This window comes from Desulfobacterium sp. N47 (assembly GCF_051233685.1).
Lineage (GTDB): Bacteria > Desulfobacterota > Desulfobacteria > Desulfobacterales > RPRI01 > RPRI01.
On record NZ_JBAMMY010000058.1, the window covers coordinates 1 to 22,846 of the forward strand.

Annotated in this window: 19 protein-coding genes and 1 CRISPR repeat array; of the genes, 10 read left to right on the forward strand and 9 right to left on the reverse strand. The window is 39.0% G+C overall.

The window, feature by feature from the left end; translation table 11 throughout:
- The 7 genes from VXK47_RS03520 to VXK47_RS03550 form a co-directional block, all read left to right on the forward strand.
- Positions 1–188 (forward strand): hypothetical protein (locus VXK47_RS03520; RefSeq protein ID WP_435547386.1); only part of this gene is annotated, 188 nt, incomplete at its 5' end.
- A gap of 3 nt (positions 189–191) precedes the next feature.
- Positions 192–467 (forward strand): CRISPR-associated endonuclease Cas2, encoded by a 276-nt coding sequence (cas2, locus tag VXK47_RS03525; RefSeq protein ID WP_435547387.1) that lies wholly within the window; start codon positions 192–194, stop codon positions 465–467.
- Positions 468–549: 82 nt separating this feature from the next.
- The gene (locus VXK47_RS03530; protein WP_435547388.1) at positions 550–858 is read left to right on the forward strand and encodes a nucleotidyltransferase family protein; all 309 of its coding nucleotides are present in this window, start codon (positions 550–552) and stop codon (positions 856–858) included.
- On the forward strand, positions 845–1,186 hold the full coding sequence (locus VXK47_RS03535; protein ID WP_435547389.1) for a HepT-like ribonuclease domain-containing protein: 342 nt from the start codon (positions 845–847) through the stop codon (positions 1,184–1,186). The genes VXK47_RS03530 and VXK47_RS03535 overlap by 14 nt, the downstream gene beginning before the upstream one ends.
- A gap of 249 nt (positions 1,187–1,435) precedes the next feature.
- Positions 1,436–2,001: direct repeats of the CRISPR family, unit length 37 nt; unit sequence CTCGGAAAACATTGACCTGAATAGAAGGGATTGAGAC.
- A 236-nt stretch (positions 2,002–2,237) separates the two neighbouring features.
- Entirely contained in the window at positions 2,238–4,745 is a 2,508-nt protein-coding gene (locus VXK47_RS03540) for a DNA internalization-related competence protein ComEC/Rec2 (RefSeq protein WP_435547390.1), read from the forward strand.
- Positions 4,746–4,760: 15 nt separating this feature from the next.
- Positions 4,761–5,552 (forward strand): DUF2400 domain-containing protein, encoded by a 792-nt coding sequence (locus VXK47_RS03545; RefSeq protein ID WP_435547391.1) that lies wholly within the window; start codon positions 4,761–4,763, stop codon positions 5,550–5,552.
- A 24-nt stretch (positions 5,553–5,576) separates the two neighbouring features.
- The gene (locus tag VXK47_RS03550; protein WP_435547392.1) at positions 5,577–5,780 is read left to right on the forward strand and encodes a YgaP family membrane protein; all 204 of its coding nucleotides are present in this window, start codon (positions 5,577–5,579) and stop codon (positions 5,778–5,780) included.
- A gap of 33 nt (positions 5,781–5,813) precedes the next feature.
- Here the strand turns inward: VXK47_RS03550 and VXK47_RS03555 are convergent, their stop codons facing one another.
- The 3 genes from VXK47_RS03555 to VXK47_RS03565 all read right to left on the reverse strand — a co-directional run bounded on the left by VXK47_RS03555 (position 5,814) and on the right by VXK47_RS03565 (position 9,868).
- Positions 5,814–6,737: a CsgG/HfaB family protein gene (locus VXK47_RS03555; protein ID WP_435547393.1), complete on the reverse strand. Its 924-nt coding sequence runs from the start codon at positions 6,735–6,737 to the stop codon at positions 5,814–5,816.
- 232 nt (positions 6,738–6,969) lie between these two features.
- Positions 6,970–9,240, reverse strand: a complete 2,271-nt coding sequence (locus VXK47_RS03560) for a response regulator (RefSeq protein ID WP_435547394.1) — start codon at positions 9,238–9,240, stop codon at positions 6,970–6,972.
- Between the two features lie 166 nt (positions 9,241–9,406).
- Positions 9,407–9,868: a YfiR family protein gene (locus tag VXK47_RS03565; protein ID WP_435547395.1), complete on the reverse strand. Its 462-nt coding sequence runs from the start codon at positions 9,866–9,868 to the stop codon at positions 9,407–9,409.
- A 1,021-nt stretch (positions 9,869–10,889) separates the two neighbouring features.
- Between VXK47_RS03565 and VXK47_RS03570 the strand changes: the two genes are divergently transcribed.
- Positions 10,890–11,276: a hypothetical protein gene (locus VXK47_RS03570; RefSeq protein ID WP_435547396.1), complete on the forward strand. Its 387-nt coding sequence runs from the start codon at positions 10,890–10,892 to the stop codon at positions 11,274–11,276.
- A gap of 59 nt (positions 11,277–11,335) precedes the next feature.
- On the opposite strand, the gene cooS is transcribed toward VXK47_RS03570, so the two are convergent.
- Complete coding sequence (gene cooS / locus VXK47_RS03575; RefSeq protein ID WP_435547397.1) at positions 11,336–13,306, reverse strand: anaerobic carbon-monoxide dehydrogenase catalytic subunit; 1,971 nt, start codon at positions 13,304–13,306, stop codon at positions 11,336–11,338.
- A 152-nt stretch (positions 13,307–13,458) separates the two neighbouring features.
- On the opposite strand from cooS, the gene VXK47_RS03580 reads away from it, so the two are divergent.
- The gene (locus VXK47_RS03580; protein WP_435547398.1) at positions 13,459–15,399 is read left to right on the forward strand and encodes a thioredoxin domain-containing protein; all 1,941 of its coding nucleotides are present in this window, start codon (positions 13,459–13,461) and stop codon (positions 15,397–15,399) included.
- A gap of 213 nt (positions 15,400–15,612) precedes the next feature.
- On the opposite strand, the gene VXK47_RS03585 is transcribed toward VXK47_RS03580, so the two are convergent.
- Positions 15,613–15,744, reverse strand: coding sequence for a hypothetical protein (locus VXK47_RS03585; RefSeq protein ID WP_435547399.1), 132 nt, complete (start codon positions 15,742–15,744; stop codon positions 15,613–15,615).
- Between the two features lie 264 nt (positions 15,745–16,008).
- Positions 16,009–16,179, reverse strand: coding sequence for a hypothetical protein (locus VXK47_RS03590; RefSeq protein WP_435547400.1), 171 nt, complete (start codon positions 16,177–16,179; stop codon positions 16,009–16,011).
- Positions 16,180–16,269: 90 nt separating this feature from the next.
- On the opposite strand from VXK47_RS03590, the gene VXK47_RS03595 reads away from it, so the two are divergent.
- Positions 16,270–16,698 carry an iron-sulfur cluster assembly scaffold protein gene (locus VXK47_RS03595; protein WP_435547401.1) on the forward strand — a complete coding sequence of 143 codons (429 nt, stop codon included), beginning with the start codon at positions 16,270–16,272 and terminating at the stop codon, positions 16,696–16,698.
- A gap of 17 nt (positions 16,699–16,715) precedes the next feature.
- Here the strand turns inward: VXK47_RS03595 and VXK47_RS03600 are convergent, their stop codons facing one another.
- Genes VXK47_RS03600 through VXK47_RS03610 form a run of 3 tightly spaced genes read right to left on the reverse strand, consistent with a single transcriptional unit; the run spans position 16,716 to position 22,839 of the window.
- A complete protein-coding gene (locus VXK47_RS03600) occupies positions 16,716–17,840 on the reverse strand; it encodes a response regulator (RefSeq protein ID WP_435547402.1) in 1,125 nt (374 codons plus the stop codon).
- Positions 17,815–19,326: a PAS domain-containing sensor histidine kinase gene (locus VXK47_RS03605; protein WP_435547403.1), complete on the reverse strand. Its 1,512-nt coding sequence runs from the start codon at positions 19,324–19,326 to the stop codon at positions 17,815–17,817. The genes VXK47_RS03600 and VXK47_RS03605 overlap by 26 nt, the downstream gene beginning before the upstream one ends.
- Positions 19,327–19,371: 45 nt before the next feature.
- Positions 19,372–22,839 carry a response regulator gene (locus tag VXK47_RS03610; protein ID WP_435547404.1) on the reverse strand — a complete coding sequence of 1,156 codons (3,468 nt, stop codon included), beginning with the start codon at positions 22,837–22,839 and terminating at the stop codon, positions 19,372–19,374.
- Positions 22,840–22,846: the final 7 nt, after the last annotated feature.

Below are 22,846 nucleotides of genomic sequence, written 5' to 3' on the forward strand. Positions count from 1 at the left end.
TTTATTTCAACCGCGATGCTATGAAACGATACTTTGCGGAATACGAAAAGCATCTCAACCGGGAATTTAACCATAATGAAACCGGAACAAAAACGACTTTGAGAAAGTGTTTCCGGCATCAGGCGGAGAAATTAGCCGGAACTCTTCAGGATAATAGCCCTTATGTTCCTTTTAAAATGGAGATTTAAGGCATGTTTTATCTTGTATCATATGACATTCCCGACGACAGGCGTCGTACCAGGCTGGCCAAAACGCTCAAGGATTATGGAGGGCGGGTTCAATACAGCGTGTTTGAATGCTTGCTAAACCAGGAACTTTTTGATAAAATGATTGGAAGAATTGAGACTATTATAATGGAAGCTGAAGACAGCGTCCGGATTTATGGTTTATGTGCAAATTGCGAGCGGGTGATAAAAGTTATCGGGACTGGTGAAGTTTCGCATGACGAGGATGTATATATTTTATAAAACATAATAAGTGTTAGGTGATAGGTGTTAGCGTGTTAACTTTTAAGTTTTCACGAATGCATCAAATGCGGAGGTCTGCATAATGGGAGAAAAATTTCGCTTAAATATACAGAAAGAAAAATTGGCTCAATTTTGTGAGGTTTATCATATTCGGAAGCTTTCTCTGTTTGGATCTGCTCTTCGGGATGATTTCACTCCTGCAAGTGACATAGATATCCTTATAGAATTTGAGTCTGGATTCAAAATAGGTCTTCTTAAGATGGCGCAAATAGAAAACGAGCTTTCGGATATGCTGAAACGAAAAGTTGATTTACGCACACCAGGTGATTTGAGCCGTTATTTCAGACAGGAGGTGCTTGAAAACGCAGAGGTAGAGTATGCGAAAGGATAACCTTATCCATATACGTCACATGTTGGAAGCAGCAGAAGATGCGATCTCATTTGCCCGTAACAGAACAAGAAGAGATCTTGATGATGACCGTATGTTCACTCTTTCAATTGTTAAGTCGGTTGAACTTATAGGTGAAGCAGCCTCAAAGATTTCAAAGGAAGGAAAAGATGCACATCCCGAAATTCCGTGGTCTGATATCGTTGCAATGAGAAACCGGTTAATCCATGTTTATTTTGATATCGATCTTGACCGGGTATGGGATACTATCACAGATGATCTTCCTCCTTTAGTATATGCGCTTAAAAAAATATTAGAATACGAAGAATGATATATAATGGTAAAAGTACTTAATTTAAGTGTTTTGCGAATAATAACAGATAGCTTTGCCAATTTTTTTTAGGGTGTAAAAAATAGGGTAGGTTACAGGATTGATGATATATTCTTTAAATACGGGTTGTTATTTATCATTTATTGCCCATATCAAAACTCGCAGAGAAGTAAAAAGAGACGTTATGGAAGGAGGTTACAGAAAATGTCATTTCAGATATTTGAATTTATTTTGAAATTTAGGGGCGCCCTCGGAAAACATTGACCTGAATAGAAGGGATTGAGACAGACTAATTGACCATGCTGTAGCGCTTAATTTCATACCTCGGAAAACATTGACCTGAATAGAAGGGATTGAGACCCACATTTAGCGGCGGCAACGAGTTGTTCAGAAGTTGGTTGCTCGGAAAACATTGACCTGAATAGAAGGGATTGAGACTTTTGCCGTTCTCGCTTTTAACTAAAAGCAAGGTCCTCGGAAAACATTGACCTGAATAGAAGGGATTGAGACCGAATTTGCAGAATTGCCATCGCCCCAACACTGTCCAACTCGGAAAACATTGACCTGAATAGAAGGGATTGAGACTTTCTTCCAGGCTATATCCATAAGAGCTAGAATCAAAAATGTTACTCGGAAAACATTGACCTGAATAGAAGGGATTGAGACCCATAGCTAACGGACCGCAATTGCCAACAGCTAATGCGGCCTCGGAAAACATTGACCTGAATAGAAGGGATTGAGACTCCTTGAATGATTGGCAAAGCGGTTATATCACCAACTCGGAAAACATTGACCTGAATAGAAGGGATTGAGACGGAAGAAAAAAACAGGGTCAAGGAGCAAGGAGCAAGGTCCGAAACTATGACCCGATTACGAGGGGATAGAAGGGATGGCCGCCGGGGCGGGGTGTTAGGTGTAAAGTGCTAGGTGTTAGGAAAAATTGTTGTGATATGATCCAAATTGGTTTGATTTCAAGTTACTTAACACTTAACACATAAAACTTAACACTTTTCGGAAAACTTAACACCTAACACTTTTTTAGAGATCTTGTATGGCCGTCAATATCTATCATCGCCCTCTTATCCCGCTTTTGATATCTTTAATGACGGGCATATTATGCGGCCTTTTTTTGCCAGGCTACAGCTTATGGGCATATCTTTTTACAGCTTCCTGTTTTGTATTTCTACTTATAAAAATTGTCAGAAAAAAATCAGCCGTTTTTCTTCCGATCATTTTGTTTATCTTTCTTGGATACCTTTCAATCCAGCCATGGTTTTGTAACAAAGTATCTCCTTCTCACATATCTTATTACGCCGACGGCGTTCCTCTGAATATTTCCGGGCAGGTAACTGAAAGCCCTGAAATCAAAAACAACAGGCTGTCATTCGTAGTTCTTGTACAAAAAGCAGAGGATAATGGAAAAATTATTCCTGTTTCAGGAAAGATCAAAGTCAATGCAATAAAAAGTATTCCGGATATATCAGCAGGCGACAAAGTTACTTTTCAAAGTAAAATAAGGTCTTTAAGAAATTTTAACAATCCGGGTGCATTTGATTATAAAACATATATGCTCTTTAAAGGTATAAGCGGCACGGCTTATATTGCCGGAGATAAAATCGGAATTGAAGAAAAAGATAAAAATATAAAGGGCAGATGGCTGATCGAAAATGTCCGTAAAAAATTTTCAGTCTTTATAGACGAATCTGTGCCTGCCCGGGAGGCCGGAGTTTTAAAGGCTCTTATTATAGGAGATCAAAATTCAATATCAAAACAAATTCGTGAGGATTTTAACCGCACAGGAACAAGCCATGTCCTTTCGATTTCAGGGCTTCATGTAGGAATTGTTGCAACTGTCTCTTTCCTGTTTTTTAAGACAATACTTTCTTATTTTAATTTCTTTTTGTGGAAAGCATGGACCAAGAAGGGTGCTGCAATTTTATCTCTTATTCCCGTCATTATTTACGGCTTGCTTGCAGGAATGCCTCCTTCGACACAAAGAGCTGTTGTCATGGTTTCGGTTTTTCTTCTAAGCTTTTTTGTTGAAAGGGATCAGGATGCAATAAATACTCTTGCAGTCGCAGCTTTGCTGATTCTTGCCGTTCATCCGCCCTCTCTTTTTATGATATCTTTTCAGCTTTCCTTTATATCTGTTTTTTTCATCGTTCTTGGGATGAATTACACGCTATACAGAAAAAACAAAAAAGATGAGGTTGATAAGGGGTGGCTGCCCGGGTTGCGAAGAAAAGTCACTGCTTTTTTTCTTGTTTCATTATTTGCTACAATCGGGACATTGCCGGTTGTAATGTATTATTTCAACCGGATTTCATTAGTCGGGCTTGCTGCAAATTGCATTGCTGTGCCTTTGATCGGATTTGCGGTTGTATCTGCGGGTCTTCTCTCTTTTGCATTACATCCTTTAAGCATTGTTCTTTCGGTATGGCTGATAAAGGCAGATTCTGTAATATTGGAATTTGCTCTTGAGATACTTAAATATTTTGCACAACTGCCTTTTTCAGCAGTTAAAACAGTAACACCTTCTGTTTTTGAAATAGTATTGTATTATTTATTTTTATTTACCGTTTTTGTGTTTTTGAAAAGAATTATAATAAACAAAGAAACTGAAAAAACCGGCAGCGTTTTTGAGTCGATCATGTCAAGAGCGCCTTTTATTGCATTAATTATTTTGATAATTGCGGGCTATGCCGATTTATGGCACTGGCTTGATAAGAGGTTTTTCCATAAGGATCTGAGAGTTACATCTGTTGATGTGGGGCAGGGGACTTCATCTCTTCTTGAGCTTCCGGGCGGTTATAATGTTCTTGTTGATGGAGGCGGATTTTCGGATAATGATATGTTCGATGTCGGGGAAAACATAATAGCCCCCTTTTTGTGGAAAAAGAAAATAAATACGGTGGATCTTCTTGTCCTTTCGCATACGGACAGCGATCATTTAAACGGTCTTTTGTATATTGCAGATAATTTTAATGTAAAAGAAATATGGTCAAACGGTGAAGCTGCTGATAGCCTTGGGTATAAAAATTTTCTTGAGATCATAAAAAAGAAAAATATAAAGATGCAAATTTTTGAAGATATAAAAAAAGGTAGAGCCATAAACGGAGTTATGTTTAAAATCCTTTATCCCGAAGCGGATTTTATGGAAAAAACAGAAAAATGGAGAAAAGGCGATAACAGTTCGCTTGTTTTAAAAACAGTGTTTGGAACAAAATCGTTTCTTTTTACAGGAGATATAAAGGCAAGGGGAGAAGCTGATATCATAAAAGTTGCCGGCGGTTTATTGAAAAGCACTGTTATTGTTGTTCCGCATCACGGAAGTAAAACTTCCAGCACGCAGGAGTTTATCGATCAGGTTGATCCGAAAATAGCAATTATATCCGCCGGGTGGAAGAACAGGTATAAATTCCCAAACCCGCTTGTACTTGACAGATATAAACAAAAGATGTGCGAAATATACCGCACTGATGAAAACGGAGCTGTACTAATGTCAACTGATGGGATAGAACTGATGATAAAGCCAACCGTTATTGATTCAAAGTCCTGAAAGAGACAAAAAAGATTGAACAATATAAAAGACATCCTTGATAACCTTTATTGCATTTATAATAAAATAGAATATGTTCATCCCGATCCCCTTGAATTTCTCTATAATTACAATGATATCAGGGATCGGGAAATTGTGGGATTTATTGCTTCATCACTTGCATATGGCAGGGTTGCGCAGATTTTAAAAAGCGTTTCTTTAGTACTTGATAAAATGGGTCCTTCACCTTACATATTTTTGATGAATTCAAAACCATCAGCCATAAAAAATACTTTTAAAGGTTTTAAGCACAGGTTTGCTGATGAAAAAAATCTTTATGCAGCATTAACCGGCCTGAGATTTATTCTTACCGAGTATGGATCGTTATACGACTGTTTTATAAAAGGTGTAGACGAAAAAGATGAAACCGTACTTGGGTGCATGAAATATTTTACAAAAAAAATTTCTTCAGGCTGTACCGGCAACCCCGGACATCTTGTAACGGCAGTTGAAAAGGGAAGCGCCTGCAAGAGGCTTCATCTTTTTATGCGCTGGATGGTTCGAAAAGATGATGTTGATCCCGGAGGATGGGACAAGATTCCGCCATCAATGCTGATTGTCCCTCTGGATGTCCATATGCACAAAATAGGACGTATGCTTGGATTTACAAACAGGAAACAGGCGGATATTGTAACGGCTCTTGAAATTACAAAAGGTTTCAGAAAGCTTATGCCCGATGATCCCGTAAAATACGATTTTACACTAACACGCTTTGGGATAAGAGATGATATGGATATTGACAACTTGTCGCAAATGTGTAAACTTTAAAATCTATAAAAAGAGGAGGCTGTTATGACGATAGATCGCATGGTTTTAGCATTTGCCGGAAGTTTTATACTGATCAGCTTACTCCTGTCCTATTTTTTCAGCCATTACTGGCTCTGGTTTACCGCATTTGTCGGTGCCAATCTTCTGCAATCGGCTTTTACAGGTTTTTGCCCGATGGCCAAAATATTAAAGCTGTTTGGTGTAAAGGCCGGAATCGCTTTTAAGTAAAAAATATAAGTTTTTTTTAAGTTTTTAGTAATATTATTTTGACAATGTTACTATATTTCCGACTTTTATTTTTTCATTGCCGGGTGTGGTTTTTGCGTAGGAAAATTCATCAAGAACTTTATCTACTGTAATTTCACCTACTTTGGTTTTTTCCTGCCCTAATTTTTTCTTTGTAACCGGGTGGATTAGTTCTTCTCCCATCTGAAAAACCTCAAAACGCGAACCTTCGGAAACCAGGCCCTTTCCGATATCAATAATAACAGTGTCTCCATCTTTTTTGATTATATAACCTTCCAGAGGAAACAGAGCTTTTAAATTGTTATTTAACTGGGTTACGGCCTGGGATGCAGCTTCAACCAGGATACCTGCTCTTTCCGATTTAGTGCCGCTGCTTATGTTATCCAGATTATTCAGACCAACAACGCTTGGATCAAATGATGTTGAGCTACGGTCGGAACTGCCTTTGCCTTCCGATCCGCCTATGGCTATACCTGTTTCCAGGTCTATTACCCTGACCTTAAGTTCTACATTCGATTTCTGTTTGCCGTAACTGATGATAAAACTGCTTTTTGATTCTTCGGTGGCACATAAGGTAATATTGCCGGAAATTAAATATTTCGCACCTGTCATTTTACCGAATTTTAATGCATTGGCGGGATCTGTTAATCCTGACATCTGAAGTTTGGTTTCTTTCAGAATATCAGTTAGTCTCTGGCGTTCCACGATATGAAAATTTTTATTTTTTGCCAGTTCAGTCATAAGCATTTCGGTAACGGAGTCTTCAATGTTGCAGCCTGAATTTCCGGTAATGTTTTTAAAAGGCAGCACAGCAATATCTTTGACGGAAGAAGCGTATAAAATTTTCGGCAAAACAAATAAACACATAATTGTGAATATAATTAACAGTGATATGCTATTTAGTTTAGCGATCGTTAAAGCATCCTTAATAAGTTTCATTTTGCTTCTCCTGTTTATAAATTATTTGCTGTTGCATAGGTTTTGGGTTTTATGAATTTATTTTAAAGCTACTGGACACAGTTATCATGAAATTGCGTATCAGGTCAATAAGTAGGCAGAAATATCAGTATCTTTTTCTTCCCTCCAAGAGACTAACAACTTATGAACTTATGAGCTGTCTCTTCTGATACATAGCGTAATTTAAATTTTTTATTGTTGGCTCTGATCCGTTTTATATATCTGGCTTCCGGTCAAGAGCCTCTCTTACTGCTGCTGCGATTTCTTTTATGCGATATGGTTTTTTCACATATGCACAGGCGCCGGTTTTTAATGCTTGCTTTACCCTTATTGTTTCAGAAAAGCCGCTGCAGATTATGATTTTTTGCTTTGGGTTGTGTCCAAGAATTATTCGGCAGGTTTCCATGCCGTCAATCCCTGGCGCCATAATCATATCCAGCAATATTATATCTGCCGTTTTATTTTTAAGGTATTCTATCGCCTTTTCTCCGCTTGGAACCGTTTCAACCGTATAGCCAAGGTAACCAAGCAGGTTGGATGCAACATCCCGCTGCTCCTCAACATCATCAACAACAAGTATTTTTTCCGAACCGCGGTAAGCATCATATGAAAAATCCTTAATATTGGCTTTTGTGGGTTCTCTTGTTACGGGAAAATAAATATCGAATCGGGTTCCTCCGCCTTTCCTGTCCATAATATCTATGAAAGCCTTGTGATCTTCAACAGTACCCCTTACCACTGTCATGCCAAGACCTGTTCCGCTTCTTCCCATTTTCTTTTTTGTATAAAATGGTTCAAAGATCTTTGACCTGTCTTCAACACAAATTCCAATTCCGGTATCCGAAACGCTAAGAACTACATAATCACCTTCGGGAATATTCTGGAAACCCACGTAAGGCAGATCTAAATGAAGGTTTTGAGTGGTTATAAATACTTCTCCATTTCCTTTAATTGACTCACAGCCGTTTGATATAAGATTCATCAGGGCCTTTGAGATATGAAAAAATGAGCCACGGATGTTAAGAATATCCGGTTCGAGGTTTAGCTTGAATTTAATACCGGAATGATATTGAATCATTTTTTCATATTCGGGAGTTTTTAAGTATTCATCTATTATTTCATTTAAGTTAACTACTTCTTCCACCGCAACTCCTCTTCTTGCGAGAGTCAGAAGATCCTGTACGATTGCGGCGGCTTTTTCACCGGATTTCAATATCTGCACGAGAGGCTTTACCAGGGGGCCTTCGGGAGGCATATCAAAAAGAAGTAATTCGGGGTATCCAACCAGCCCTCCAAGAATATTATTGAGATCATGCGCTACTCCGCCGACAAGAGTGCCGATGGCCTCCATTTTTTGAGCCTGATGGAGCTGGGCCTCTATCCGTTTTCTATTGGTTATGTCTCTTACAAAAGCGCAACAGTATTCCTTGCCTTTAAACCGGACATAATTAAGATTTGTTTCAACAGGGAAGGTATCTCCTGTTTCAGCGGTGAGTATAGTTTCCATGGTTACGGCTTGTTCATCTATAAGATCATTCCAGTGTGCGCGCCATGTATCCGGATTGGAATTTGGATTAACTATGCTTGTATCTTTTGATACAAGTTCATCACTCGTATATCCTAAAAATATACATGCCGCATTATTAACATAAATAATGAGTCCTTCGGAATCTATCCAGAATGCCATGTCTCCCATATGGTCAACTGCATAATGCGTAAACATGAGCGCATCGTCTCTTTCCTGAATTTGTGCAAGCATGTTATTGAATCCCTCAAAAAGTATGCCCAGTTCATCCGGATAGTGAGGTTCAACACGGACAGAGTAGTCTTTTTCAGCAGAAACCTTTTTCATTATCCGAGAAAGTTCCAGAACAGGATCTGATATGGTTTTTTGGAGTTTAACAGAGATAAAATAGGCCAAAACAGCACAACCGCATAGAATAGAAATACAAAAAACAATATTCCAGAGTATACCTGAATAAAGACTTGCCAGATTTGTGCAAAGGTAGATTCCGCCAGGGGATTCTTTTTCAAAGTAAATCGGGACAATCATACAGAGGTGCTTTTTGTAAAACATATATGAAGCGCCCATGTAGCTGGACCATTGGGAATTAAGCGCTAAAAACTTATCGAATTTCAAATATTGCCCCGAGTCGGTTTTCTCCTTTTCCTGATTTTTAAAAACATATTCAGTAAACAGATTCCCGTTTGTGTCGGTGATGCAGGCATAGATAATGTCTGGCTCACTGCTGAGTGCAGACAAGGTCTCTGCTGCCGAATTCTGGTCTTTAAAAATGACTGCCGCCTTGCTGTTTATGCCGATTGTTCTTGCAAGAGTTGAAATTTTGCGGATAACAGAGCGCTTGGATGAGATAATATCTATGGATATAAACCCAACAGATGCAGCAGAAAGCGAAATTATGCTGGTAAGCATAATAATAGCTACGAGTTTTTTCCTGATTGACATGTCCTTAAGTAGCTGCATATATATCTAAAACCCTTGAGCCAGTTTCAAAATATCACATTTAGGCCGATCTTTTGCGTTGGGCTCAAATTTTATCCTCGAAATACTAAATGTATTCCTGTAGTTAAAATTTTCGCCCGCCTTGACCTTGACCAAACTGAAACGTTTTGAAAGTGGCTCCATTAAGTTATTCTTTTTTAATTTTTCTTGCCAGAGTCAAAAGATCCGACCTTATTTTTAAGCTGGAATCTTCGGCTGTTTTTAAGTTAATATCAAAACGTAATTTATTTTCCAATCTTACAAACCCTATTATTCCGCCTTTTTCTACAAAACCGCTCATATCGCTTACTGTAAGTATTTCTTTGCTTTTTGCGGCACTCAAAATAGGCATAAGATTATTTTCTTCCGAAGCGCTTATAAAAACAACATTGCAATCATTTATTTCCTTAATATTTGATAAGAGTCTGACTTCCAGCTTTCTGCCTTTTATGGGTTTTCCCTCAATAGCCAAAAGCTCTTTAACTATGGGGCTATGGCCAAATATACCAATTACAAACGGCTGATATGATATGTCAGCCCTTTGCGTGACAGGCCAATCGACGAATTTGGCAAAATTATAAATGAATGCCGCTTTTAATTTTGGTTCCATATTTAAAGGCTCCGATGCATAAATGTCTGATGCCGGAGCTGATACGGAAATCATCGCGATAAATAGAAGCCAAATGATATATTTTAATATCCAACGTGCCATATTATGAGTTATGTATGCCTTATAATTCATTAACCGATGATATAAATCTTAAAAATACATATGTATGCTGTTGGTTACGCCTTATTGCCTTAAAATATAATGAGTGCTTTGCCCCGGTTTACTTCATATACTCCCGATTAATTTCACAATAAAGGAAATTTTTGAATAATTTGCTATATTTCTAAAAGGAAAGCTGTTATCTTTCATGTCCCGCACATTGATTCCGGAAGATATATGAAAAGAAGCCGGAAATATCTGTTCGATTTTTTTTTATATACAGCTTATATTAAAGAGCCGGGAGCAGTAAATAAGGTATCGCATAAAGCTTTGTTGCCGGTATAATATCATGAAAAAATATAACTAGTAAACATCCTCCGGCTTTGCCGGAGGATGTTTACTAATAAAGGTTTTGCGTAATTTATTATCTTCCTTAAAATATCATGATTTTCCTGCATGCTAAATCCTTTAGGGTTTTGAATTAAGATCCCAAAAAATAAATAAATTAAATCAAACCATAGTACTTATATATATGTTCCATTATACTATCAGACTGAAGATATCTGCAAAAAACATACCATCAATATATCAAAGAAATATATTGATGGTATGTTTAATTATGTTAGAATATAAAGAAGATATATTGATGATTGCTATAAAGCATAATGTGATAAAGCGCCAATTTGCTGACGCTTTATCATAGAATTATGACTCTTAAAACTATATGTTTACATTTTTTTTTGTTTCTTTGAGGTGGCTGTTTCCTCTTTATATAGCACCGTGCTTTTATTGGATTATTAAAGAAATTATCAAACCGCCATAAATAAGTATTACCAATAATAATAAATATATAACAAATCATAAAAGGTTAATGCTATGATTGGAATCCTGTTGATGAAGATAATTTCCAGGAGGAAATGTCATGAAAAAAAGTAGGATGAAATTTAGCAGAAAAGGCCAGATTGTTGATGATATACTGAATGGTATAAATCGTGGCGTGTTATATTCTTTATCTTTCGAGCAACTGGCAGAGATTCAAAAAGCGATTGAAGATAATTTGCCGAAAAAGAAAAAACATTCCATTGATTTACATTTCACGATCCCTATGTTTTTTAAGCGTATTTATTTTATTTTGTCTGCAGGACCGGATATTCGCGGCAATAAAAAGGTTGATCAGGATATAATTGATCAGCGTGCTAAAACCATGCCAAGGGATGTGGTTATTGTTGTTGCAGGTTTATTTTGCCTTTCCGCATTTATAGGCACAATAATCTATAAGATAATTCAAGTGCTTGCCGCTCGTTTGTAGGGGAGTAGGATTTGATCCGGAAAGATCTCAGACCTCTCCGGATTTATTTGCTGATAAAATTAAGCTGCCGACATTTCTCTTCTTGTTGCCATGTCAACCAGTACTCGTTCCTTCCCTTTGTCAAGGCCAAGGGCTTTTCTCTTTTTGTCTATATGGGCTATCATCAATTTTGCCATTTCATAAGGATCTGCCGTAAATCCCCATTTTCCGAAGCCCTGCTGTTCAAGTCCTTCAAAAAGAAGCTTGTGGAATTTGGTTCCTTCTATTATCGGAAAAGTTACGCCAAAGATTGTATATACACCGGATGCTACAAAATACTGCCCGATGCTGATGGCTTTTTCACTCATCCATTCCGGAGCAGCACCTGCTAGCGGAAGATCGGCAATACTGTTTCCTAGTCCGCCTTCCTTAACCATCTGTGATGCGGCAACCAGAATACGGCTGTTATCAACACATGACCCCATTCCAAGAACAGGCGGCATGCCGACCGCTTCACAAACTTCACTTAATCCAGGACCTGCAAGACAAGCTGCTTCGGGAGTATAGAGTCCTGCTTTGGCAAGAGCAACCTGTGAGCATCCGGTCTGAAGCACAAGCACATCATTTTTAATGAGTTCTTTTACAAGCTCAACATGTACCCAATCCTGTTTTACTCTCGGGTTTGTACAGCCTACAACTCCTGCTGCACCCCGTATTCTGCCATTAATAATATTATCATTTAAAGGAGTGTAGCTTCCCCTGAAACTTCCGCCCAACATATAATTGATATACTCATGTGAAAAACCGTGAATGCCGATGTTTTGAATTTTTGGAATCTCCACCGGACCTTTACGATTTTTGAACCGGGAGATGGCTCTTATGACGACCTCATCAGTGCAGGCCCTGGGGTCATGGTCTTTGAATTCAATGTGTGTGGCCCCCTCTATGTGAGCCCGCGTATTGGTGGTAATCAGGGGGGTGTTGTAGCAGTCGGCGACTTTAACCAAGCCTTGTTTGATACACTGAATATCGACACACATGGCATCAACTGCATTTGTGACCAGAATAGCCTCGGTTGACATAAAATTGCCGGCATGGGGGACGCCGTGGCGAGACATCATTTCAGCACCTGAGCAGCACATACCAACAAGATTTATTCCTTTAGCTCCTGCATCTTTTGCCGCTTGGATCAGGGTCGGTTCATTGACCGATGAGAGTATCGATTCGAACATATTAGGTTCGTGGCCGTGGACAATTATATTAACCTGATCTTCCTTAAGACAGCCCATATTGACATTTACAGAAACCGGACTAGGTGTACCATAGAGGATATCTGAAATTTCAGTAGCCACCATGGATCCGCCCCAGCCATCTGAAAGTGCAGTTCGGCTTGACTGTTTGGTGATGTTTTCGTAATGTTGATCAACGCCCATATGGGTTCGGTGCATCAATTCCATGATTTCACGCATGGCACCTCTGGGAACGATCCCGGCCTTGCGCCATGTTTCGAGAGTTTTTTCCGGAACACGGGCGGCAAAGGGTATTTCACCGTCCACCTGGGTGTATGTCCGTTCCAGCTCCTTGTAAAGGTCCAGGGCAATATCTTTCATCTCCCGGCCTTCCGTCTCGATTCCTATTGATTGGGCCACAGATTCCAGTTTTTCCGTATCCTTGATCTGGTAATCGGTAATATTCCCGTTGACCACTTCACGGAACAGATCGAGCATAGCCATGCCGTGATCCGTATGGGCGGCTGCTCCGGATGCTACCATTCTGGCAAAGTTTCTGGCCTGAATGGTATCTATGGTTGCTCCGCATACTCCAACTTTTCCGTAAGGATCTTTTGAGCTAAGCCTGCATGGGCCCATTGCACAGTGTTTACAGCAAGCAGAATCTGCGCCTATAGGACATGCTTTCATGCTTAAAGCCCTGTCAAATGCAGTTTCAACTCCATCCCTTTTAGCTTTTTCAAGCATCTGGGCTGTTGCGTCACAAATTGTAAGATCTCTGACATTCACTGTTTTTTTTGAACCTGTCTCTTCCTTTTCCATATGGGCCTCCCTTCTTGGAAAGATTATTTGTTATAATTCATTTAAATAAATTGGACAATTTTATATTAGGAATTATCCTTATTAAGGATAAGATTTTTAAAATTATTGTCAAGTATGATTTAGTATATATAAAAATAATGGAGGATACGGTTTTGAATAATAATAAAATAAGAAATAACTCCAACAGGTTGATAAATGAAAAAAGCCCTTATCTTTTGCAGCATGCATATAATCCTGTAAATTGGTATCCATGGGGTGATGAGGCTATAAACAGGGCTGCTAAAGAAGATAAACCAATTATATTATCAATAGGATACTCTACATGCCACTGGTGTCATGTTATGGAAAATGAATCATTTACCGATCATGAAATTGCAAAAATCATGAATGATAATTTTATTTGCATTAAAGTTGACAGAGAAGAAAGGCCGGACCTTGATCGTATTTATATCAGTGCTGTTACAGCCCTTACAGGTTCTGCCGGGTGGCCTTTAAATGTTTTTTTAACACCAAAACTCAAGCCCTTTTTTGGAGGTACTTATTTTCCGGCTGAATCAAATTTTGGTATTACCTCCTGGCCCGATCTGTTAAACAGGATTACATCCGTATGGAAAGATCCTGTTGTACATAAGGATATTATCAGCTCCTCAGAGAAAATTACAGATATTATAATAAAAAATCTTTCTTATGACAAGGTATTTTCAACTGCTGAAAAACACAAACAGAGTCATTTAGATGATGCTTTTAAATATTATTCGTCATCTTATGATGAAAAATATGCAGGATTTGGAAAAGCTCCCAAGTTTCCTTCACCATCAATAATAAAATTTATCCTTGCTTATTTTAGTTATGCAAAAAAAATCAATGAACCGGCTGTTGCAAAACGCACTATTGATATGGCTGATTATACGCTTAAAGCAATGGCAAAAGGCGGAATTTATGATCAATTGAGAGGAGGATTCCACAGGTATTCGACTGATGAAAAATGGCATATCCCGCATTTTGAAAAGATGCTTTATGATAATGCTCAGCTTGTTAATGTATATCTTGAAGCATATCAGATAACATCCGATAAATTTTTTGCACAAATTGCAAAAGAAACCTGCGATTATATTCTTTCCGATATGACAAGTTCTCCGGGAGGTTTTTATTCCGCAGAAGATGCAGACAGTTATCCCGGGCAAATTTCCGAAAAAGGATCAGATGATGCTCATAACAAAGTAGAAGGAGCATTTTATGTGTGGAGCAAAAAAGAACTTGATAAAATCCTGGAAGAAAATACGGCAGAAATATTTTCATACTTTTTTGGAGTAATGGAAGAAGGAAACGCAGCACATGATCCTCATGGATATTTTAAGAAGAAAAATATTCTTTATGTTAAACATTCAATAAACGAGACTGCAAAAAAATATAATATGGCGCCTGATAAAGTTGAGCTAATAATAAATGATGCAAAAAACAAACTTCTCAAGGCGCGTTCAAGCAGAGAAAGACCGCATCTTGACGATAAAATACTTACTTCCTGGAACGGTCTTATGATATCGGCTTTTGCCAAAGCATATAAAGTTCTCGGAAGTGATAAATACTTGCAAGCCGCAAAAAACGCTGCTGAATTTATAATATCTAATCTTTATGATAAAAACACAGGGAAACTTTTCAGAAGATGGAGAGAAGGAGAAAGAGCGGTTTTGGGAATGGGAAGTGATTATGCATTTTATATTTGCGGACTTATCGATCTTTATGAATCGGATTCCGATAAAAAATGGCTTGAAACGGCTGTGATGCTTTCTGAAGAATATATAAAATTGTTCTATGATGAACAGTTCGCCGGTTTTTATATTACAAGTCCTGATCATGACAAGAATCTTATTATACGTGCAAAAGATGATTCGGACAGCGTAATTCCGGCGCATGGTTCTGTAGCAATTCAAAACCTTTTGCGTTTATCGAAGATAACAGGAAGGCTATATTTTGACGAAATTGCCAATAAGGCTATAGATGCAGCTTTATCAACAAGTGCTTTTCATCCTGCTTTGTTTCCTTACATGCTGGCTGTAATATGTGATACGCAGATGAAAGGTGCCGAAGTATAGTTTAAATCAGTAATTTCCGGTTAGAAAACTGCACACGCACCCCCTCACCCAAACGGAACTGATTTATGGTAACCGCTGCAAATTAAACCCAGCCAAATTTGTGCTCTGATTTAAGCATTTTAATTATGATTTGATATGCAGCATTTCATCACCGTCTTTTTGAAACTCATAACAAACTTCTTTGATGCTCCATTTAAACTCTTTTTCATCCATCTACGCTTTTAATTTTTTCAGCAAAAAAGCCATATTCCGGCCAAGCACTTTCATAGTCCCGAGCCCCCGTTCATCTTTCTCAACATCTCCTTTGTCATTACCTAAGGCCATGTTGTAATAGCTTGATCCCACAATAAACATTTCAAGGCATAAGAAGAAAGAATCCATCATCTTAATATTGACGTATTACCTTTTTTTCTGGGACTGCCGTTAAATGCAATAACTTTCATTTTAATCTCCATTTTTGATTGACGGTTTAAGTTTAAATGAAATGCTCTGTTGGTAATTTTTTTATTTATAACAGGAATAGATTTAAGGTTCAAGTAATCTCATAAAATGTGAAACCGTAAAGATGTTTAATAACACAAGTCCGAACAATCTGGCCCGCGCTCATACTCAAAGCCCCGGTATCCGGCTTATATACTTCGCGCCTATAAGGTCTTGCATAACATAATCGGTAATGTTAGGAGTACTATCAATTATCTTGCTGATCATATCCAATCCGGCTTCTTCGGAATAATTGGATGTGGACTCGATAAGTATTAGTTTTTTTTGATGTTTTTGCATAATGCGTAATAGCCTTTTATGCCATATGATTATGCATAAAGGCGATATTAAGTATAACTTTTTATACAATACAGAGAAGGAGATGGAACATTGGATGCTGAAGGATCGGACTTCTGGCAAAGTCATTCACTTAAATATCTTGAAATGGCCTTTAGAACCGATAAAAATGAGATTATAAAAAATCCTGACGGCTACGGGAAAAAAGAGGGGGATTGCGGAGATACCGTTGAATTATTTTTAATAACCCGTGGTGATATTATTGAAACTGCTTCTTATAACGTTAACGGCTGCCTTAATACTGTTGCATGCGCCAATACGATTATTGATATGATAGAAGGTAAAACGCTTGATAAGGCATGGGATGTTATACCCGAAGATGTGGCCCAATATCTTGAAACCCTGCCTGAAGATCATTTCCATTGTGCGGAATTGGCTGTGGGAGCGCTGTATCTGGCGCTTGCCAATGTTAAAGAGCTTCGCCGTGATCCATGGAAGAAAGCATATAAACAGCATTACTGAACCTTTATGGGCAGTATTTATAAAGCCGTTATTTTCGGGATATTTATGGTAAATTTTGAACCTTGTCCTGGCACTGAAAACACTTTGATTGAACCTCCGTGCTGCCCTATTATTTTATTTGAAATAAAAAGACCCAGCCCGGTTCCCTTGTTTCCCTTTGATGAGAAAAACAAAGTGAACAGCTTGTCACGTGTTTCTCTGTCCATGCCTATTCCGTTGTCGCTTACTTCAAAATAAATATTATCTTTATCCTGAGACACCTTAAATGTTATTTGATGCTTTTCTTTCGATTTGTCATTTATGCATGCATCAACCGCATTTTCAAAAATATTGATCAAAGCGGAATTGATGCATCCTGTATCTATTTTGCAATTTCCGGCTAACTTATCAAAATCACGTATGAATTCTATGCCATGAGAAGAGATCTTGCGCTCCAATATATCTGCAACTTCTGCTGCAAAACTCAATACATCAACTTTTTCCCAGTTAAGATTTCTTTCTTTTGCATAATAAAGAATATCCAAAACCATTTTTCTTATACGATCAACCATCAGTTTTACAATTGTCCAGCCTTCTTCAATCTGGGCCGCATTTGATTTTGAAAAGCCCGATTCAACCATATACATACCGCCGTCAAGACCGGTGAGCAACCCTTTTATGCCATGTGAAACAGATCCGATCATAAGCCCCAGAGAAGATAAATGGCTTTGCAGTTCGGATTTTTCCTTTACCAGTCTTTCAAGATTTTCGGTGTATTCTCTTAATTGCCGGCGGCCTTTTATCTTTTCCTGCAATTTCTTAAGCGAAATATCCAGGATATTAACGTTTATCGGCTTTGTGATAAAATCCGCCGCCTGGTCATGAAAGCTTGCTATGGCAAGATCCATATCGCCATGACCGGTTATCATGATAAATTCCGTATCGGGATTATCCTGCTTGATTCTTTTAAGCAGCTCAATCCCGTCTATTCCGGGCATCTTAATGTCGGAAAGTACTATAGGCGGTTTATGTTCTGCAAATATCTTTAATGCTTCTTCGCCGTTTCCAGCCATATATATATCATAACCCTGGTCTTTGAGATAAACGCCAAGAACATCCCGAATGTCTTCTTCATCATCAACCAGCAGTATTTGTTTTTCCATCTGTACTATCCTGTATTGGGAAGGTAATTGTAAAACATGCCCCATTGTTTTCTTCCGATACGGCCTTAATGGAACCGTGAAAATCTTTTACTATTCCATAGCTTATTGATAAACCAAGGCCGGTGCCTTTTCCAGCATCCTTTGTTGTGAAAAACGGCTCAAATATTTTTTCTAAAATACTTTTTGGTATTCCTGTTCCGGTATCGCATACTTCAATCTTTATATTATTTATTTCCCGGGAGGTTTTTATAATGATTCTTTTATCTCCTTTCACTGGCTCCGCATGTTTCCATCTTTCTTCGATAGCATCCCGGGCATTAACAAGAAGGTTTATAAAAACCTGTTCAAGCCTGTCCGGATCGGCCAGAATCACAGGTAAATTATTTTCAATATTCCATACAACTTCAATTCCTCGTATTTTAAGGTGCTGGGAAAATATTGCCAATGCCCTTTCAAGTATTTCATTAACCTGCACCTTAGCAAAAATTACTTCCGATTTTCTGGCGAAATTTCTCAGATGGTTGATAATACGCGAAGCCCTATCCACATTGTTGTCGATTTTTATCAGCATATCGTTAAGTGTTGACTCAGCTATAGCTTCATGGCTGCTTATCTTTTTAATGAAAAAGCTGCTGACGGTTTTGATAACCGAAAGCGGCTGGTTAAGTTCATGAGCTATTCCTGTGGCCATTTCTCCGAGTGTCGCCATTTTTCCGGCCTGTATGAGCTGCTGTTCGACTTCAAGACGTTGAGTTATATCACTTGCTGTAACAAGCATAACTTTCTGTCCGGGATATTCCGAAGGCGCTATTCTTATATTTACAAAAATTGCTTTACCGTCTTTCTTTAACTGCTTAACCTTGTTTAAAGATGAATATGCTCTCATCTTTAATCCGTAGCTGTTCTTTTCATCTTCAGGGAAAAGTTCCACAAATGATTTGTTGATTATTTCTTCTTTCGTAAATCCATAAACCGTTGTAACACTTTCATTACAGTCCAGAACCATCAGCGTATCTATATCAAGCACAAACATGGGATTGGGCATGTTGTTAAATATGGAATAATATTTTCTTTCGGACTTTTCCAGATTCTCTTCAAGCTGTTTTCTGTGAGTTATATCAAGACAAACTTCCATAACAGCCACAATATCATCTCTTTCGTTTTTTAAAGGCGAAGTATAGGCAATCCAATATGTCACAGAACCATCAACATTAGTACTGGATTCTTCTCCATAGTGCGATTTCCCGTCATCGAAAGTCATAGCCACCAGACATTTTTCGCATCTTGAATTTCTGTTCTTATAGGCCTGATAACAATAAGCCCCATGTTCAGGATGAAAATGATCTGAAAACAGATGGTTGTAACGAATAAGCCTGAATTCCCTGTCCTGAATTGTTATCAGGCATGGAACCAGTTCAAATAAAGTCTGGTATTCACTTTGCTGTATGTTTAATCCGGATCTTGTCATGCTGGTTTCTTTCAACATACTGTTAATTGTATCTCCTGCCGTAAATATTATTTACAGGTTGTGTTAACCTGTGGCGGCATCAATGATTGCAAGCATTTGCTGTTTTACAAACCCATCCAGCACACTGGCGCTGTTGGGGCAGACGGCAGCACATGTACCGCATCCCTGACAGATGCCCGGATTAATTAAAATCCGTTCATTATCATAATCAACACTGCGGGCGCCGTAAGGGCATGCATCAATGCATTGTTCACATAAGGCGCAAATACTATGATGAACGGATGCCGTGATTCTGCTTCCTGCAAGATATTTTTGACTTATTATTCCAAGCGCTCTTTGAGCGGCGGCTTCCGCTGTAGCAACGGTTTCGGTGATATTGCGGGGAGAATGAACCAAACCGCATGCAAACACTCCTTCTTTAAGTGAATCAACCGGCCTCCATTTCGATTCCGCTTGTTGAAAAAAACCGTCCTGATCAGGTGATACGCCAAACATATCCGCCAGATTTCGGGACATATCCGGAACAATTCCTGTGGCTAAAATTACCAGATCGGTTTCAATTTGCAGCCGTTTTCCCAGAATTGGCTCAAACACTGAAACTAGTAGTTCATTGTTTTCAGTTAAAACAACGGGTTTGTCATCAGTGTTGTATTGAATAAATACAATTCCTGCTTTTCTTGCCTGAGTATAATAGGTTTCATAAAAACCGTATGCCATGATGTCGCGGTAAAGAATATATATCGAGACGCTTGGTTTTTTTTCTTTGATAAAAAGTGCGTGTTTTAAAGCATTGGTGCAGCAGACGCGGCTGCAGTAATTGCGCGGTTCTTCACGGGAATCAACGCATTGGATCATTACTGCCGAATGTAATTTTTCAGGATCAATCGTATTATCCGAAAGTTTTATTTCGAGTTCCTTCTGGGTGATTATAGCCGGGTTTGATCCGTAACTATAAGATTGAGTCGGAGCTTGTGAACCTCCGGTAGCTAAAATTGTTACGCCATGTTCTATAGCATGAATCTGATTTTGCGGATCTTTAACTTCAGTATAAAAATTTCCTGCTTCACCGAAAGAATTAATAACTTCTGATTGGCTGTGTATATTAATCTTAGGGTGCTTTTCTACAGACTCAAGTGTATTTCTCAATAATTTACTTGCATTATATCCATCCAGTGTTTGTTTCAGCCAATTCAGATTTCCACCTAACCGGCCGGACTGTTCTATAAGATCAACTTCAAATCCATGGTCGGCAATCGCCAGGGCAGCCGTCATACCTGCTATTCCGCCTCCGACAACAAGCGCTCTCTGAGAAACGGGAACTTTGGATGTTTCTGATGCATTCGCCCATTTAAGTTTTGCAATGCCTGTTTTAATTATAGAAAGCAGTTGGTGTTCTGTTACCGATGAGTTTTCTTCAACTGCGATTTCAGTTTTTTGTACTATCTTGCAGGAATCAGGACGAAGTAAACGGGAATAGCCGGTATTTATATCAACTACCTCTATAAGAGCCGGATCAAGCCCGATCCGTTCGCCGAGCTTTATTGCCTTAAGTTTATATACATAGGGTAAACATGCTGCAATAAGAAGACGATTGGGATTAATTTCTTTTACCATTCCAACAAAATGTTCCCAGCCCTGTTCGGTACATAGTTTTTCTGAAAATTCCACTTTCTTAATCAAGGGGTCGGATTTAAGTTGTCCCTCTATTTGCCCTGAATCCGCCAATTTCGAAAACCTGTTGCCGCATGTACAGATAACGATAAGTATTTCAGGTATTTCTTTCATCACGCCGGTTGGAGGATGATGAAGCGCGTGCTCTGTTGAAAGATCGCCGCCTTTGGAATGAATCAAGCGTGAAGCATTTAAGGCTGCCGATGATGCCTGTATAAGCAAATCGCCTATATCTTTGTGTCCTGTTAACGAACCACCAAGCATTATTCCTTCCCGGTTTGTTTTGACCATGGAAAAAGGCCCGGTTTTTCCAAAACCCCATTCATTCAACTCTATTTCAGCCAATTCAGCCAGCTTTGACAATCCTTGCGCCGGTCTTTGCCCGACAGGAAGAACCAGCAGGTCAAATCTTTCTTCTTTTAAATTACCGGATATATCCACAGTCCGTATCAGCAAATCTCCTGTAGCCATATCCTGGAAAACAGAATGAATTCTTTCTCTTGCAAAATTAACACCGTATATATTTTGAGCCTGTTCCCGATACCGCTGGAATGTTTTGCCGTATGTTCTCATATCCATATAAAAAATTGTTGTTTCTATGTTTTGATCGCTTGTCTTCTTTGCTATCACCGCTTCCTTGATTGCAAACATACAGCAGATTCCGGTGCAGAAATCAGCATCGTTTTGTAAATCGCGCGATCCGGCACACTGTATCCAGGCCGCTTTTTTCACCGGTTTTCCATCAAAAGGCCGCAGCAGCTTTCCCTGGAAGGGTCCGGTTCCGCTAAGCATGCGTTCAAATTCAAGACTTGTTACAACATTAGGGCAGGTTTTGTAACCGAAAGGGTTTTTTCCGCTGCCCGGATCAAAAAAGGAAGTTCCGATGCAAAGCACAAGCGCTCCGGCTTCTATCTGCCTGTCTTGTGAAACTCCATCAGCATCCTGAAATATCCGCAGGATCATAGGGGTTAATGCATCAGGGTTAAAGGGCTTTACAAGATAGTCCATAGCCCCTTTTTTCATGGCTTCAACAGCTGTTTCCACAGTTGCATATGCTGTCATCATTATCACATTCAGATCAGCAAAATTCTCTTTAGCTTTCTGAAGTACTTCAACACCATCCATGCCAGGCATCATGATATCAAGCAGCATCAAATCGTAAGGCTTGGCTTTCAGCATATCGAGAGCTTCCGAACCTGAAGCGGCCATATCTACGGAAAATCTCTCTTCCGTGAGCCATTCCTTTAAAGAATCGCGCATAACCAACTCATCGTCTGCCACCAGTATATGAAAAGAATTGCGTTTATCCTGCGGTAAGTTAATTGCGCCGGTCGGGCAAACTTTTATGCAGGCCCCACAGCGTGTGCATGAAGTAAAATCGATTATATACGGGTTAGGTATGGCATGAGGAACAGGCAGATAAACAGCTTTGTGAGTGCCGATATTCTCGTTGAATTTATCAGGTATTTCCACCTGGCAGACATCTGCGCAATAACCGCATCCGGTGCATAAATTTGGATCAACCCAGTTTAAATGTTGTCTTATTGTAACCTTAAATTGACCGGCTTCGCCTTCAACGGACATAAGGTCGGTTGACGGAAGTATTTCAATATTTTCGTGGAAAAGGCCTTTACGCAGGCAATATTGCGAGCCTTCATCTCTGTTGAAAAGAGGAAGCATTTTGCACATTCCGCAACTGTCAGTTGGAAACTGATAGTCAAGTTGGCTGAGTATGCCGCCGATATTAGGCGACTTGTCTATCAAAATTACGCCATATCCGTATTCCGCCAGATCCAGAGCTGCGCGGATACCGCTTATTCCGGCACCAACCACCAGAGCTTTACCGTTTTTTCGGGCCATGTTCACC